Raw genomic sequence first — 15,348 nt, forward strand, 5'->3', positions numbered from 1 at the left:
CCTGTTGTCAGGCCCCCGCGACCAGGGGCTGTGGTTGGATCAGTCGACGAACAGCTCGCTGACCGATTCATCGTTGTTCACCCGCCGCATGGTCTCGGCGAGCATTTCCGCCAGCGAGAGCTGACGAATCTTAGCGCAGGCACAAGCCGGCTCCGACAGCGGGATACTGTCGGTGACCACCAGCTCGTCCAGATGACTGTTCGACACCCGCTCGATGGCGGGCCCGGAGAGCACCGGGTGGGTGATATAGGCGATCACCTTGCCGGCTCCCCGCTCCTTGAGTGCCATGGCGGCCTGGCACAGTGTGCCGGCGGTATCGATGATGTCATCGACGATAATGCAGGTCTTGTCCTCGACATCACCGATGATGTTCATCACTTCAAGCTCGTTGGCCCGGGGCCGGCGCTTGTCGATGATGGCCAGATCGGCGTTGTCCAGCCGCCGGGCGACCGCCCGGGCGCGCAGCACGCCGCCCACATCCGGCGAGACGACGATCTTGTCCGGATGGGTTTGCCGCCAGATATCGCCAAGCAGCACCGGCGAGGCATAGACATTGTCCACGGGAATATTGAAAAAGCCCTGGATCTGGTCGGCATGCAAGTCGACGGTGATTACCCGGTTAATCCCCGCCGTGGTGATCATGTCCGCCGCCAGCTTGGCGGTGATCGGCACCCGCTGAGAGCGCTGCCGGCGGTCCTGCCGAGCATAGCCGTAGTAGGGCACCACAGCGGTGATCCGTGCCGCCGAGGAGCGCCGCAGCGCATCGGCGATCACTAGCAGCTCCATCAAGTTGTCGTTGGTCGGGGCACAGGTGGGCTGGATGATAAAAACGTCGTGGCCGCGGACATGCTCGTTGATCTCGACCTGAACCTCGCCATCGCTGAAGCCGCTAACCAGCGCGTCCCCCAGACGGATTTTCAGATGCGAAGCCACTGCCCGGGCCAATGCGGGGTTGGCGTTCCCGGAGAACACCATCATGCTTCCGTTTTCCATGACGCCGACACTCTGTGGTGGCTGTGGAAATGGCTGGGGCGGCAGGATTCGAACCTGCGAATCCGGGGATCAAAACCCCGTGCCTTACCGCTTGGCTACGCCCCAGTCGTCAGTGCCCTTTTTCGGCCTGCAGTCGATCGAGCAGGGGCGATTGATTCCATGGCCGGCACACCCAGACATCTCCCAATGCCTCGACACCCGCCGCCGCCCGCTGCGCGGCCTCCTGCGTCTCGAATCCGGCAAAAAGACAGCCGCCGGTGCCGGTCAGCATGCCTGGCGAATACGCCCCCAGGCTGTCGAGCGCCGCCCCAATCTGGGGGAAGCGCCGCCTGACCACCGACTCACAGTCATTTCGACCAAGGCCGGATTCGAAGCCGCGTATTGTTATATGGGCACCGTGGCGTGTCAATTTGGCGTCGGTAAAAACCGCCCGGGTCGACACCGGCACCCCCGGGTCAACGACCACCAGCCACGGGCGGTCGACGGCAACGGGTGTCAGGACATCACCCACGCCCTCAGCCCAGGCCGCGTGCCCGCGGATGAACACCGGCACATCGGCACCCAGGCCGATGGCCAGTGCCTGCAACCGCGCCTCACCCAGATGCGTCCCCCAGAGATGATCCAGCGCCACCAGCGTGGTCGCTGCATCTGACGATCCCCCGCCCAGGCCACCTCCGGTCGGGATGCGCTTTTGCAGATGAATACGCGCCCCGGCGGTCACCCGAGCCTCGCGCTGGAGGGCGCGGGCGGCCTTGACCACCAGATCATCCGCCGCCGGCAGCCCCGCCAGGCCGCCGGTGCGCGCAATGTTGCCGTCGGCCGTGACCCGGAAGTCGAGTTGATCAACGGGCTCGATGAACTGAAAAAGCGTCTGCAGCTGGTGATAGCCATCGGGTCGCTGCCCGGTGATATGCAAAAACCGGTTGATCTTCGCCGGGGCGGGCCAGTGTTTTGACCACGCCGTCATGGCGGGACCTGCCATTCGCGGATGCGAACCCGCAGCCGCAGCCCATCGCCGATCACCGACAGCCGATGAGGCAGCCGATAGGCGTCCACGTTCCGGTAGTCGCCCAGGGTGACCGCCCAATCGGCTTGTCGGTAAGCCAGGGGATCCCCCTCGGGTGCAACCGTGACCCGCCCGCCGATCCCGGGCACGGGCCGGCCAACGATCCACCACCGCAGATGGCGCAAGGGCAGATCGAAGCCGGTCAGGCGCGCCAGCAGAACGCGGGGGTCTTCACCGCGGTAGGTGCGGCCATCGGCAAGGGTCAGGCGCACGCCACCGGCCGCCCCCTCCAGGCGGGTGGCGCCGGCGCCCAGCGCCCCGCGCAGCAACAAGCGCCAGCGCTGTGGACTATGCCGCCAGCTGACCGCAGCGCTCGCCCCTTCGCCATCCACCGCCAGCGCCGCCCGCGCCGACAAGGCCCATTCGTCGGGCGCGTCGGGCGTTGGAAAGTCACTCAGCGACTGCGCTCGACCGGCATCCGGCGGGGCCGGCGGCGCAATGGCACATCCGCTCAGGGCCACGACCATCAGCACCAGCAACGCAGGCTTCATGATCGTCAGTCATCCAGCCGCTGGATGGTCTCGGTGAGCACCGGGTGGTCGGGTTGGCGCTCGATGGCGTCCTGCCACACGGCACGGGCCTTGTCACGCTGTCCCAGCACCCACAGCACTTCGCCCAGATGGGCGGCGATCTCGGCATCACCCCCCGTCCGCTCGTGGGCCCGGCGCAGGTACGGCAGCGCCTGTTCCGGCTGCCCGGCGCGAAACGCCGCCCACCCCATGCTGTCGATAATGGCCGGGTCATCTGGCGCCAGAGCGTAGGCCTTTTCAATCAGCGCCCGTCCCTCCTCGATCCGATCGGTCTCATCCACCAGGGTATATCCCAGTGCATTCAGCGCCCGGGCGTCTTCCGGATTCTGGCGAATAATGAACCGCAGATCGGCCTCGGCATCGGCGAGCCGGTCCATGCTGATCCGGGTGATGGCGCGGCCATACCGCAAATCGGTATCCCGGGGATAATCGGCGACCGCGCGGTCGAGGACCGCGATACTCCGCTGCATCTGGCCCTGGCGACGCAAATACTCACCCTCGAGCAGCAGGCCGCGCCGCCGCAGGGCGGGGGACTGCTTCTGCAACCGGTTGAGTGATGAGAGGACCAGGTCCCGGTCGCCGGCTTCCATGGCAAAGGCCGCCGCCCGCAGCAAAAACCCCGGATCCTCGATCCCGGCATCAAAAAGGCTTCGGTAGGCAGCAAGCGCCGCCTCATCCCGCCCCAGCGCCAGCAACGCATCCAGCCGCAAAAGCCTGGCCGGCAGCCAATCGCCGCGCGCTGCCAGGGTTTGCTCCACCGTAGCCAAAGCCCGCCGGGGCTGCCCCTGGGCCAGGGCTACACGGGCCAGCCCCAGTCGGGCGGCATCGCTTTGCGGGTAGGCATCGGCAAGCCGCTGGGCGACGTCAAGGGCCGCGGGCGGCAATTGCTGGTCGAGCAACAGGCCGCCGATCCGGCCCATGGCGGCTTCGCGATCGGCCGAGCGGCTGGGCAGACTGCGCCGAAACGCTTCAAAAGCCCGCTCTGCCTTGCCGGCCCGAACCGCCAGCAAGCCGGCCAGGCGATTGGCGGGCCCGCTTTCGGGGGCAACGGCCACCCAACGCTGCACCAGCGTCTGAGTGGCAGCCGTATCGCCGGCGGCCATGGCGAGCTCTGCCCCCCGGGCCAGCACGGCCGGGGCCTTGATGGCCGCCGCGGCGCGGGCGTAGCGCTGCGCGGCGAGTTGTTGACGACCGCCAGCGGCCGCCATCTCGGCAGCCAGAACGGTGACCAGGGTAGGATGCTGGTCATCCGCGGCCGTGGCCGGTGCGGGCACAAGCCGGGTATCGGCGCGGCGGTCCACCGGCACCGGCGCCTCGCCGGGGGTGGCGCAGCCGGCGAGAAACAGCAGAACCAACAACACCGCCGACAGCGCGCCGGACCCGGGGTCGCAATGACTGCGGTGCGAATTAGCCGTGATGCCCATCAACGCCTACTATACTTGCCTTACAACAGTGCTGCCCTACAATCTGCCCCGTTCCAGTCAACCGGATCTCCATGCCTGTCATCGCTCTGGGCCTCAACCACCAATCTGCCCCCCTGGATATCCGGGAACGGGCGGTCATACCCGCCGATGACCTCGAGGCGGCCATGGCCCGTCTGGCGGCGCTGCCATCGCTCCACGAGGCCGCGGTGTTGTCGACCTGCAACCGCCTCGAGGTGTATGCCGTCGTCGACGACGCCCAGCAGGGCGATGCCATCCAGCAATGGCTGGAGCAAGAGCGCGATCTGCCAACAGGATGGATGACCCCGCATCTGTATCGACTCTCGGGGCCGGATGCCGTTCAGCATCTCCTGCGGGTGGCGGCGGGTCTGGACTCGCTGGTACTGGGCGAGCCACAGATCCTCGGCCAGGCCAAACTGGCCTATCGCTCGGCGGCCCAGGCAGGGCTCCTGGGCCAGATCCTCGATCGACTCTTCCAGCATGCCTTTGCCGTGTCCAAACGGATTCGCCACGAGACCGCCATCGGCGCCCATCCCGTCTCGGTCCCCTACGCCGCGGTCACCCTGGCGCGTCAGATCTTCGGCGATCTTTCGACGCTGCGGACGCTGTTGATCGGCGCCGGCGAGATGATCGAGCTGGTCGCGCGTCATTTCCACGAACAGGGCATGCGCCAGATCACCATTGCCAATCGAAGCGCCGCGCCGGCCCGGACCATCGCCGCGGAATGCCATGGTCAGGCCATCCCCCTTGAGGCCATCGCCGATCACCTGCCGCAGGCGGATATCGTTGTCGCCTGCACCGGCAGCGACACCCCGATCGTCAGTCACGACATCGTCGCCCGTGCGCTGCGGGATCGCCGCTATCAGCCGATGTTCATGGTCGATCTGGCGGTCCCCCGGGATATCGAGCCACGCACCGAGCAACTGCGGGATGTCTATCTGTACACTGTGGATGACCTGCGCGATGTCATCGATCGCAACATCCGCTCGCGGGCCGCGGCGGCGGCCGAGGGCGAAGCGCTGGTAGCCGAGCAGTCGGCCCGCTTCATGGACTGGATCCACACGCTGGCGGCGGTCGAGAGCATTCGGCACTTTCGCCATCGCGGCGAGCGCCTGCGCGATATGGAGCTGGCCCGGGCCAACCGCGAACTGGCCAGCGGCCAACCGCCCGAGGCGGTGCTCGATGCACTCGCCCGGCGCCTCACCCGCAAGCTGCTGCATGCCCCGACCATCGGTCTGCGGGACGCGGCCCGCGATGGCGAACCCGACACGCTGGAGAAGGCCCGGCAGACGCTGGGGCTGGACAACGAAGATGACCGGAGCGGCTCATGAACGCCACCCTGCGACGCAAGCTGCAACAACTGCTCGAGCGGCATGAGGAAATCGAAGGCCTGCTCGCCGACCCCGATGTGATTGCCGACGCCGGCCGTTTCATGAAGCTCTCGCAGGAATACGCCCGCCTCGAACCGGTGGCGCGGCATGTTGCCGAGTTTGAACAGACCGAAGACGACCTGCAGGCCGCCGAGGAGATGCTCGCCGAAGCGGACGAGGAGATGCGCACACTCGCCACCGAAGAGGCCGATCAGGCGCGCCAACAGCTCGAAGCACTCGAGCTGACCCTCAAGCAGCTGATGCTGCCCCGTGACCCCAACGATGAGCGCAATATCTTTTTGGAGATTCGCGCCGGGACCGGCGGGGATGAAGCGGCGTTGTTTGCCGGTGATCTGCTGCGCATGTATCTGCGCTACGCCGAGCAACGCGGCTGGCAGACCGAGATCATCAGCGAGAGCCCCGGCGAGCAGGGCGGCTACCGCGAAGTCGTCGCCCGGGTCGCCGGGCAGGATGTCTACTCACGTCTTAAGTTCGAATCCGGCGCCCACCGCGTCCAACGCGTTCCGGCCACCGAATCCCAGGGGCGGATCCACACGTCGGCCTGCACCGTCGCGGTCCTGCCCGAAGCCGATGCAGTGGATGAGATCACCATCAATCCAGCCGATATCAAGGTGGATACATTCCGCGCATCCGGCGCGGGTGGCCAGCATGTCAACAAAACCGACTCAGCGGTTCGGGTGACCCATCTGCCCACCGGTGTGGTGGTGGAATGCCAGGAGGAGCGCTCCCAGCACAAGAACCGGGCCAAGGCGCTCTCGCTGCTGCAAGCCCGTTTGATGGATCAGCAGCGCGATGCCGCGGCGACCGAGCGCAGCGAGACACGCCGTTTACTGGTGGGCAGTGGCGACCGGTCAGAGCGGATCCGGACCTATAACTTTCCGCAGGGCCGGGTCACCGACCACCGCATCAACCTGACGCTCTACAAGCTCGAAGAGACACTGATGGGCCATCTCGACCCGATTGTCGACCCACTGGTCAGCGAATACCAGGCCGACCAGCTCGCGGCCCTCGCCGAGGCGTAGCCCGTCGTCCCCGTCAGGCGACCCGCTGCTTTTCGCGGATCTCCTCAAGGGTTTTGCAGTCGACGCACAGCGTCGCCGTGGGGCGGGCTTCCAGACGCCGCAGACCAATCTCTACCCCGCACTGATCGCAGAATCCGTAGTCATCCTTGCGGATGCGCTCCATGGTCTTGTCGATCTTGCGGATGAGCTTGCGTTCGCGGTCGCGGGTGCGCAACTCGAGGGCGAATTCCTCTTCCTGGGTGGCCCGGTCGGCCGGGTCGGCATAGTGGTTGGCGTCGTCGCGCATGTGGCTGACCGTGCGCTCCACCTCTTCCTGCAGCTGCTTTTTCCAGGCCTCGAGAATGGCCTGGAAATGCGCCAACTGCGCCTCGCTCATGTACTCTTCACCCTCGGCGGGCTGGTAGGGCTCTATCCCCCGAACGGGCAGCGAAGCCTTCTCGGTCATGGTCTACCTCCATTTGATCGAGGGCTGATTCAACCCGCCGCGGCGGGCTTGGTCAACCCCTTGTAAGCGCTCCGGCGGTCAGGCGACACGCGCCCGAAGGGCGTGCTGCAACTTCTCCGCCGCGTCCTTGAGCATGGATTCGGTGGTTGGCCAGTCAATGCAACCGTCGGTGATGGACACGCCATACGCCAGCTGGTTCGGGTCGTCGCCCAGCTTCTGGTTACCCCAACCGATATTGCTCTCGATCATCACCGCAACGATTGACTGGTTGCCCTCGAGCACCTGGTTGACCAGGTTTTCCATGACCAGCGGCTGCAGCCCCGGGTCCTTGCTGGAGTTGGCGTGGCTGCAGTCGACCATCAGCCGCGTCGACAGCCCGGCGTCGGCCAGGGCTTTCTCGCAGAGGGCGATGCTCACCGAATCGTAATTGGGCTGATCGCCGCCGCGCAGCACCACGTGGCCATAGCGATTACCGGCGGTGCGGATGATGGCCGAGCGCCCCTCCTGCTGGGTGATTCCCAGAAAGCTGTGCGGGTTGGCCGCCGAGCGCATGGCGTTAATGGCGACATCCAGACTGCCGTCGGTACCGTTTTTAAAGCCCACCGCCGTGGACAGCCCACTGGCCATCTCGCGATGGGTCTGGGACTCGGTGGTCCGTGCCCCGATCGCCGTCCAGCTGATCAAATCGCCCAGATACTGCGGGGTGATGGGATCCAGCGCCTCGGTGCCGGCGGGCAGGCCGAGCTCGGCGAGGAACAGCAACAGCTCCCGGGCCCGGCCCAGGCCCGCCTCGATGTCGAAGCTGTCATCCATGCGCGGATCGTTGATCAGCCCTTTCCAGCCCACCGTGGTCCGGGGCTTTTCGAAATACACCCGCATGACGATGAAAAGCGAATCCGAGAGTTCATCATGCAGCGCTTTCAGGCGGCGGGCGTAGTCCTTGGCGGCCTCGACATCGTGAATCGAACACGGCCCCACCACGGTGAGCAGCCGCGGGTCACGGCCATCCAGGATGGCCTCGACCGCCGCACGACCCTGCTCGACTGTCTCGCGACCGGCCGGCGACAGCGGCTGCCGGGCCTTGATCTCCGCCGGGGTCGGCAGGGGCGCCTGGGCCAACACATTCAGGTTGTCGATGGGTGCATCACTCATGATCCGGTCCAACTTTTCGTTATCGCCGCACAAAACCCAATAGTAGCCTTCGACAGGGCAAATCGCCATGCCGGCGGCTGCTTCCGCGCCCCGCCCGTCTGATATCCTGTGCTTCGAATCGTCCGGAGGATCGCATCATGGCCATTGACCGCAAACTGCTCGATGTCATCTGCTGCCCGGTGACCAAGCAACCGGTACGCCAGTTAAGCGGTGAAGAGCGTGACGCCCTCAACGGCAAAATCCGCGACGGCGACGTGGCCTATCAGGACGACACCCCGGTCGACATCCCCCTCGATGAGGGCCTGATCACCCTCAACGAAGAGCGGGTCTATCGCGTTGACGACGGCGTCCCGGTCATGCTCGAGGAAAGGGCCATTAATCTGCGCGCTGCCGGGCTGAAGTGAAGTCCACAGCCACTCTGGGCGACCTGCGCCAGTGGGCCATCGCAACACTGACCGACGTCAGCCCGAGCCCGCTCGCCGATGCGGACCGTCTGCTGACCACCGCGACCGGCGCGGATGCAGCCGCGCTTCGGGCCTTTCCCGAGCGAATCCCCGCAGCCGCGGCACAGCAGCAGTTCCAAGCATGGATTGGCCGGCGTCGACAGGGAGAACCCGTGGCCTACATCCTCGGTGAGTGGGGCTTTATGGATCTGGAGCTCGCCATCGATCGCCGCGCACTCATCCCCCGACCCGAGACCGAGCATCTGGTCGAAGCCGCCCGAGCCGTGCGTGGCCAGCGGATCCTGGACGCCGGCACCGGCTCGGGCTGTATCGCCATTGCCCTTGCACGGGCGCGGCCCGATGCGGCCATCGACGCCGTCGACCGGTCCGCCGATGCCATCAGCCTGGCCCGGGCCAATGCCGAGCGGCTCGGCACCCCATGGATTCGGTTTTTGATCGGCGACTGGTACACCCCACTCGGCGCCCGCCGCTATGACGTCATTGTCGCCAACCCGCCCTACATCGGCGCCGACGAGCCAGAAATCCACCAGGGCGACCTGCGTTACGAGCCCCGCGAAGCGTTGATCGCCGACGCCGACGGCCTGGCGGCACTGCAAGCGCTGATCAGCGGTGCACCGGCCCATTTGACCCGCGGCGGCTGGCTGTGGCTCGAGCATGGCCACCGTCAGGGCGAGGCGGTCAGGGGCCTGTTGCAGATCCATGGCTTCGACGCCATCGAGACCCGGCGTGATCTGGCCGGCCGGGAGCGGGTCACCGGCGGCCGCCTGCAAGGAGAGGAGCGGTGAACGACGAACAACTGATGCGCTACAGCCGGCAGATCATGGTGCCGGGGTTCGATCTGCACGGCCAGGAGGCCTTGCTCAACAGTCGGGTCCTCATCATCGGCCTGGGAGGGCTGGGCTCGCCCGCCGCGCTCTATCTGGCCGCCGCCGGCATTGGCCATCTGACCCTGGCGGATTTTGACCACGTCGAGCTCACCAACCTGCAGCGTCAGATCATCCATGGCACACCGGACATCGGCCGGACAAAGACCGATTCGGCTCGAGAGCGCCTGGCGGCCATCAACCCGGATGTGGACATCACCACCGTCGAGGCTCGACTGGATGCGGCAAGCCTTGCCGAGCTGGTCGCCACGGTTGACCTGGTGGTGGACGGCAGCGACAACTTTGCCACCCGCTTCGCGGCCAACGCCGCCTGCGTTGCCGCCGGTCGGCCGCTGGTCTCCGGGGCCGTCATCGGCATGGACGGCCAGATTGCCGTGTTTCGGCCGGATCAGGGCGGCCCCTGTTACCACTGCCTCTATCCGGATACCGGCGAAGAGGCGCAAAGCTGCAGCGAGACCGGCGTCCTCGGGCCGCTGACCGGCGTGATCGGCAGTCTGCAGGCGGTCGAGGCGGTGAAGGTCCTCTCCGGCCTGGGGCAGCCGTTGGCCGGCCAACTCCTGGTGGTGGATGCCCTGGGTCAGAACTGGCGGCGGCTGACCCTTGCCCGTGATCCGAACTGCCCGGTCTGCGGCCGAAGCTGACCCGGCGGGTCAGTGGGAGGTATCGCTTGGCGCGGCCCGAGTCGTCGGGTCGACGCAGAGGGCTTCCACATCCACCGCGTCAAAGCGATAGGGTTCGTTGCAAAAGTCGCAGTGAACCTGGATCTGGCCCTGTTCCGCCAGGGTTTCGCGCAGCTCGTCGGCGCCGAGACTGCGAAGCATATCGGCCACCCGCTGTCGCGAGCAGCGACAGCCAAAGCGCAGCGGCGATGGCTCGAAAAGACGGATGTCCTCTTCGTGGAAAAGGCGGTGGAGCACCGCATCGGCGCTGAGTTCGCGAAGCTCGGCGCCGGTGACTGTGGCGGCCAGCTGACCGGCCCGCTCCCAGGCGTCCTCATCCCGCGCCGGGCCGCCGTCGGGCCCGGGCAGGCGCTGCAGCAGCAGACCGGCGGCCCGCTCGGGGTCAGCGGACAGCCAGACGTGGGTCGGCAGCTGCTCGGATTCGGCAAAGTAATGCTCCAGCGCCGCCGCCAGGCTCCCGCCCGACAGATCGACAATCCCCTGGTAACGCTCGCCGCCGTCCTCGGGCTCGATGGTGATCGCCAATGTGCCCTGACTCGCTTGCTCATCCAGCCGCGCATTGGCAGGGACTTCGCCACGGGTTCGGGCCATCGCCCGCATGGTGCCGTCGCTGCCGACCTGGATGAGCAGCAGCGACAGAGGTCCTGTGGATTGCAGCTGCAGTGTCAAGGCACTAGGGTATTTGAGCGTGGCCGCCAGCAGCGCGGCCGCCACCAACCCCTCACCCATTAACTGCTGGACCGCCGGACTCTGCTCGCTGCGGCCGATGATCTGCCGATAGGCCGCATCGAGCTGGGCGATTTCGCCACGGACATCGGCCCGGTCAAAGATGAACCGCTGAATCTGATCCGCCATGCGGGGGTCAGCCATCCAGACGCTGTTTGAGGATCTGGTTGACCTGCTGTGGATTGGCCTTGCCCGCGGATGCCTTCATCACCTGGCCAACAAAAAAGCCCATGAGCTTAGTCTTGCCGGCACGGTACTGCTCGAGCTGCTCGGGGTTGGCGGCGATCACCTCATCCACCATGGCCTCGATGGCGCTGCTGTCTGTGACCTGCTTGAGCCCGCGGGCCTCGATGATGGCGTCGGCATCACCCTCACCCGCCCAGATGGCCTCGAAGACCTCCTTGGCGATCTTCCCCGAGATGGTCTCGTCACTGATACGCCGCAGCAGCCCGGCCAGGGTCTCGGCGCTGACCGGGCTGTCGGCAATATCCAGACCGGCCCGGTTGAGGGCGCCGGCCAGCTCGCCCATCACCCAGTTGGCCGCCAGCTTGGCGTCGCCGCAGCCACTGACCACCGCCTCGAAATAATCCGCCATCTCTCGACTGGCGGTCACCACACCGGCGTCATAGTCGGGCAGGCCATAGTCGGTGACAAACCGGCCGCGGCGGGCATCGGGCAGCTCCGGTAGTTCTTCGCGCACCTGGTCGATCAGTGCCGGGGTGATCTCCAGCGGCAGCAGATCCGGGTCGGGGAAGTAGCGATAATCGTTGGCCGCCTCTTTGCCGCGCATCGACCGTGTCTCGCCACGGTCGGGGTCGAACAGCCGGGTCTCCTGGATGACCGCGCCCCCCTCCTCGATGAGCTCGATCTGGCGCTCGATCTCAAAGTTGATGGCCCGCTCGACAAAACGGAACGAGTTGAGATTCTTGAGCTCGGACCGGGTGCCGAACTCGCTCTGCCCGACCGGCCGGACCGAGACATTGGCATCACACCGAAAGCTGCCCTCCTGCATGTTGCCATCACAGATACCGAGATAGCGCACCAGCGAGTGCATCTTTTTCATGTAGGCGACCGCCTCGCGGGCCGAGCGCAGATCCGGTTCCGAGACGATCTCGAGCAGCGGCGTCCCAGCCCGGTTAAGGTCGATACCGCTCATTGTCCCGAATCCGTCATGCAGGCTCTTGCCGGCATCCTCCTCGAGATGGGCCCGGGTCACCCCGATGCGCTTGCGGCTGCCATCATCCAAATCAATATCCAGATGCCCCGGGCCGACCACGGGGATTTCGTACTGCGAGATCTGATAGCCCTTGGGCAGATCGGGATAGAAGTAATTCTTGCGCGCAAACACCGACCGGCCCGCCACTTGGGCATCCAGTGCCAGCCCCAGCCGCACGGCGTAGCGCACGGCTTTTTCGTTGAGCACCGGCAACACCCCCGGCATGCCAAGATCCACGGCGCAGGCCTGGGTGTTGGCCTCGGCGCCGTAGGCCGTCGAGGCCGCGGAGAAAATCTTGGTGTTGGTGGCCAGCTGCGCGTGCAACTCGAGCCCGATGACTGCTTCCCACTCCATCGTTGCTATGCCTCCGGCGACGGCCGTTGCTTGTGCCAGTCGGTGAGCTGTTGAAAGCCATGGGCGGCGCCCAGCAGACGGGCCTCATCAAAGTGATTGCCGATGAGCTGCATCCCGACCGGCAGACCACCGCTCTGGCCGGCCGGAATCGACACAGCCGGCAGCCCGGCGAGGTTTACCGCAATGGTAAAGATATCCGATAGATACATCTGCACCGGATCATCGGCCTTCTCGCCAATCGCGAAGGCCACCGACGGCGCCGTGGGCCCGGCGATCACATCCACCTGTTCGAAGGCCCGGGCAAAATCGTCGCGGATCATGCGTCTGACTTGCTGCGCCTTGAGGTAGTAGGCGTCGTAATAACCCGCCGACAGCGCATAGGTCCCGACCATGATGCGTCGCTTGACCTCTTCGCCAAATCCTTCGCCCCGGCTGCGTTTGTAGAGATCTTCCAGATCCCGGGGCTCGGCGCAGCGATGGCCGTAGCGCACCCCGTCGAAGCGGGACAGGTTCGAGGATGCCTCGGCCGGGGCGATGACATAGTAGACCGGCACCGCCAGACCGCTATTGGGCAGCGAGATCTCACGCGGCTCGGCCCCGGCCGCCCGCAGGGCTTCGATGGCCTGCTGAACGGCCATGGCCACTCCGGCATCCATGCCTTCGGCATTGAAGTACTCCCGGGGCAGGCCCACCCGCAGGCCCTTAAGGGTGTGTTTTTCAAGGGCGGCCCGATAATCGGTGACCGGCTCGTCGGCACAGGTCGAATCACGGCGGTCGAACCCGGCCATCGCCGTTAACATGATCGAAAGATCCTCGGCCGTGGCGGCCATGGGGCCGGCCTGATCCAGACTCGAGGCAAAGGCGATCATTCCGTAGCGCGATACCCGGCCGTAGGTGGGCTTGAGCCCGCTGATGCCGGTGAGCGCCGCCGGCTGACGAATCGACCCGCCGGTATCGGTGCCGGTGGTGGCCGGCACCAGGCCGGCCGCCACCGCCGCCGCCGAGCCACCGGATGACCCGCCGGGGACGGTGTCTTTTGACCATGGGTTGCGGACCGGGCCGTACCAGCTGGTCTCGTTGGACGAGCCCATGGCGAACTCATCCATATTGGTTTTGCCCACCATCACGGCCCCCGCCCGCCGGAGCTTCTCCACCACAAAGGCATCGTAGGGCGGGACAAAGTTATCCAGCATGCGACTGCCGCAACTGGTGCGGACCCCGGCGGTGCAGAAGATATCCTTGTGCGCGATGGGGACACCGGTCAGCGCCCCCGCCTCGCCACGGCGGCGGGCATCATCCGCCGCCCGGGCCTGCGCCAGGGCGCTTTCGGGGGTCACCGTGACAAAGGCGTTCAAGTCGTTTGCCGAGTCGATGGCGGCCAGTGCGGACTCGGTCAGCTCGACACTGGAGCATTCGCCCCGCGCCATGGCATCGGCGAGTTCGGCGATCGTTCGATTATGCATAGGGTTTCAGTCCTGCCGCTCGGCGGCGATCACTCGATAACGCGGGGCACCAGGTAATGGCCATCACGGGTCGCGGGCGCCAGAGACTGGAACGCCTCGCGCTGATTGGTTTCGTTGACCTCATCAGGCCGCAGCCGCTGGGTCATCTCCAGCGGATGGGCGAGCGGCTGGACGCCCTCGGTATCCACCGCGCTGAGCTGCTCGACAAACGCGAGAATCCCGGAGAGATTATGGGCATGGGATTCGGCATCTTCCGGGCCGATGTCGAGCCGCGCCAGATGGGCAATCTGCCCGACTTCTGCCGCATCAATGGACATGGTAGTGCTTCCCCGATCGTCGCTGGGATCAGCCGTTCAAGTTACCACAGCCGATAACTTGCCCAAACCCCTACCCGTTGATAGATTAACGGATTGTCTTCACCGGCTGGAAAACGCATGTTCAAGGGCATTCGGGGCATCTTCTCCAACGATCTCTCCATCGATCTGGGCACCGCCAATACGCTGATCTACTCGCGCGGGCAGTCCATTCTGCTGGACGAACCGTCGGTGGTGGCCATCCGTCAGGATCGCGACGGTGGTCCCAAGACCATTGCAGCGGTCGGCCACGAAGCCAAGCTCATGCTCGGCCGCACCCCCGGCACCATCCGCGCCATCCGGCCGCTGAAAGACGGGGTCATCGCCGATTTCACGGTCACCGAAAAGATGCTGCAGTACTTCATCAAAAAGGTCCACGAGGCGCGGTTTTTCCGCCCCAGCCCGCGGGTGCTGGTATGCGTGCCCTGCGGCTCGACACAGGTCGAGCGCCGCGCAATCCGCGAGTCCGCTGCCGGCGCCGGTGCCCGCGAGGTCTATTTGATCGAAGAGCCGATGGCGGCGGCAATCGGTGCGAGCATGCCCGTGGGTGAGGCCCGCGGGTCGATGGTTCTGGACATTGGCGGGGGAACCTCGGAGGTGGCCGTGCTGTCACTCAATGGCATCGTCTACTCGGCCTCGGTGCGCATCGGCGGCGATCGGTTCGACGAGGCCATCGTCAACTATGTGCGTCGCAACTACGGCATCCTCATCGGCGAGGCGACCGCCGAGCGGATCAAGCACGAAATCGGCCAGGCCTTCCCGGGCAACGAGGTGCGCGAACTCGAAATCAAGGGCCGCAACCTGGCGCAGGGCATCCCCCGCAGCTTTACCCTAAACAGCAACGAAATGCTCGAGGCCCTGCAAGAGCCCTTGTCGGGGATCGTCGGGGCCGTAAAAACGGCCCTGGAGCAGACCCCGCCGGAGCTTGGTGCCGACGTGGCCGAGCGCGGCATCGTGCTGACCGGCGGTGGGGCGCTTTTGCGCAACATCGACCGGCTGCTCATGGAAGAAACCGGCCTGCCGGTGGTGATCGCCGAAGACCCGCTCACCTGCGTCGCCCGCGGCGGCGGCCGCGCCCTGGAGCTGATGGACGAAAAAGGCGCCGATCTGTTCACCAGTGAATAGCGCCTCGCCAAGCCGGGCGTGTTGAGCCGCCACCGACCCGCC

Annotated in this window: 16 protein-coding genes and 1 tRNA gene; 6 read left to right on the forward strand and 11 right to left on the reverse strand. The window is 66.0% G+C overall.

The features are described 5' to 3' along the window. Positions 1-39: 39 nt before the first annotated feature. The 5 genes from V6X73_RS02370 to V6X73_RS02390 form a co-directional block, all read right to left on the reverse strand. Positions 40-993: a ribose-phosphate diphosphokinase gene (locus V6X73_RS02370; protein WP_367957919.1), complete on the reverse strand. Its 954-nt coding sequence runs from the start codon at positions 991-993 to the stop codon at positions 40-42. Between the two features lie 30 nt (positions 994-1,023). Further along, positions 1,024-1,098, reverse strand: a tRNA-Gln gene (locus V6X73_RS02375). 4 nt (positions 1,099-1,102) lie between these two features. Beyond that, positions 1,103-1,960 carry a 4-(cytidine 5'-diphospho)-2-C-methyl-D-erythritol kinase gene (gene ispE / locus V6X73_RS02380; protein WP_367957918.1) on the reverse strand — a complete coding sequence of 286 codons (858 nt, stop codon included), beginning with the start codon at positions 1,958-1,960 and terminating at the stop codon, positions 1,103-1,105. Next, entirely contained in the window at positions 1,957-2,550 is a 594-nt protein-coding gene (lolB, locus tag V6X73_RS02385) for a lipoprotein insertase outer membrane protein LolB (protein ID WP_367957917.1), read from the reverse strand. The genes ispE and lolB overlap by 4 nt, the downstream gene beginning before the upstream one ends. A 5-nt stretch (positions 2,551-2,555) precedes the next feature. Next, on the reverse strand, positions 2,556-4,013 hold the full coding sequence (locus V6X73_RS02390; protein ID WP_367957916.1) for a tetratricopeptide repeat protein: 1,458 nt from the start codon (positions 4,011-4,013) through the stop codon (positions 2,556-2,558). Positions 4,014-4,084: 71 nt separating this feature from the next. On the opposite strand from V6X73_RS02390, the gene hemA reads away from it, so the two are divergent. Both hemA and prfA read left to right on the forward strand, forming a co-directional pair. Then, positions 4,085-5,362, forward strand: coding sequence for a glutamyl-tRNA reductase (gene hemA, locus V6X73_RS02395; RefSeq protein ID WP_367957915.1), 1,278 nt, complete (start codon positions 4,085-4,087; stop codon positions 5,360-5,362). After that, a complete protein-coding gene (prfA, locus tag V6X73_RS02400; protein ID WP_367957914.1) occupies positions 5,359-6,444 on the forward strand; it encodes a peptide chain release factor 1 in 1,086 nt (361 codons plus the stop codon). Before hemA ends, prfA begins: the two co-directional genes overlap by 4 nt. A 13-nt stretch (positions 6,445-6,457) precedes the next feature. Here the strand turns inward: prfA and dksA are convergent, their stop codons facing one another. Together dksA and V6X73_RS02410 are read right to left on the reverse strand one after the other, a co-directional pair. Next, positions 6,458-6,889, reverse strand: a complete 432-nt coding sequence (gene dksA / locus V6X73_RS02405) for an RNA polymerase-binding protein DksA (RefSeq protein WP_367957913.1) — start codon at positions 6,887-6,889, stop codon at positions 6,458-6,460. Between the two features lie 78 nt (positions 6,890-6,967). Next, the gene (locus tag V6X73_RS02410) at positions 6,968-8,041 is read right to left on the reverse strand and encodes a 3-deoxy-7-phosphoheptulonate synthase (protein WP_367957912.1); all 1,074 of its coding nucleotides are present in this window, start codon (positions 8,039-8,041) and stop codon (positions 6,968-6,970) included. Between the two features lie 137 nt (positions 8,042-8,178). Between V6X73_RS02410 and V6X73_RS02415 the strand changes: the two genes are divergently transcribed. From V6X73_RS02415 to V6X73_RS02425, 3 genes are read left to right on the forward strand one after another with little or no spacing between them, the layout of a single operon-like run. Further along, a complete protein-coding gene (locus V6X73_RS02415; protein ID WP_367957911.1) occupies positions 8,179-8,445 on the forward strand; it encodes a Trm112 family protein in 267 nt (88 codons plus the stop codon). Next, positions 8,442-9,290, forward strand: coding sequence for a peptide chain release factor N(5)-glutamine methyltransferase (gene prmC / locus V6X73_RS02420; protein WP_367957910.1), 849 nt, complete (start codon positions 8,442-8,444; stop codon positions 9,288-9,290). The genes V6X73_RS02415 and prmC overlap by 4 nt, the downstream gene beginning before the upstream one ends. Further along, positions 9,287-10,030 (forward strand): HesA/MoeB/ThiF family protein, encoded by a 744-nt coding sequence (locus V6X73_RS02425; protein ID WP_367957909.1) that lies wholly within the window; start codon positions 9,287-9,289, stop codon positions 10,028-10,030. The genes prmC and V6X73_RS02425 overlap by 4 nt, the downstream gene beginning before the upstream one ends. A 9-nt stretch (positions 10,031-10,039) precedes the next feature. On the opposite strand, the gene hslO is transcribed toward V6X73_RS02425, so the two are convergent. Genes hslO through gatC form a run of 4 tightly spaced genes read right to left on the reverse strand, consistent with a single transcriptional unit; the run spans position 10,040 to position 14,145 of the window. Then, positions 10,040-10,924: an Hsp33 family molecular chaperone HslO gene (gene hslO, locus V6X73_RS02430; RefSeq protein ID WP_367972691.1), complete on the reverse strand. Its 885-nt coding sequence runs from the start codon at positions 10,922-10,924 to the stop codon at positions 10,040-10,042. Positions 10,925-10,931: 7 nt separating this feature from the next. Beyond that, on the reverse strand, positions 10,932-12,365 hold the full coding sequence (gatB, locus tag V6X73_RS02435) for an Asp-tRNA(Asn)/Glu-tRNA(Gln) amidotransferase subunit GatB (RefSeq protein ID WP_367957907.1): 1,434 nt from the start codon (positions 12,363-12,365) through the stop codon (positions 10,932-10,934). A gap of 5 nt (positions 12,366-12,370) precedes the next feature. Beyond that, a complete protein-coding gene (gatA, locus tag V6X73_RS02440) occupies positions 12,371-13,828 on the reverse strand; it encodes an Asp-tRNA(Asn)/Glu-tRNA(Gln) amidotransferase subunit GatA (protein ID WP_367957906.1) in 1,458 nt (485 codons plus the stop codon). Positions 13,829-13,857: 29 nt separating this feature from the next. Beyond that, positions 13,858-14,145, reverse strand: a complete 288-nt coding sequence (gene gatC / locus V6X73_RS02445) for an Asp-tRNA(Asn)/Glu-tRNA(Gln) amidotransferase subunit GatC (RefSeq protein ID WP_367957905.1) — start codon at positions 14,143-14,145, stop codon at positions 13,858-13,860. Between the two features lie 117 nt (positions 14,146-14,262). Here gatC and V6X73_RS02450 point away from each other — a divergent pair, with 117 nt between their 5' ends. Next, the gene (locus tag V6X73_RS02450; RefSeq protein ID WP_367957904.1) at positions 14,263-15,306 is read left to right on the forward strand and encodes a rod shape-determining protein; all 1,044 of its coding nucleotides are present in this window, start codon (positions 14,263-14,265) and stop codon (positions 15,304-15,306) included. The last annotated feature ends 42 nt before the right edge of the window (positions 15,307-15,348 follow it).

It is taken from the genome of Spiribacter pallidus (genome assembly GCF_040838495.1).
Lineage (GTDB): Bacteria > Pseudomonadota > Gammaproteobacteria > Nitrococcales > Nitrococcaceae > Spiribacter > Spiribacter pallidus.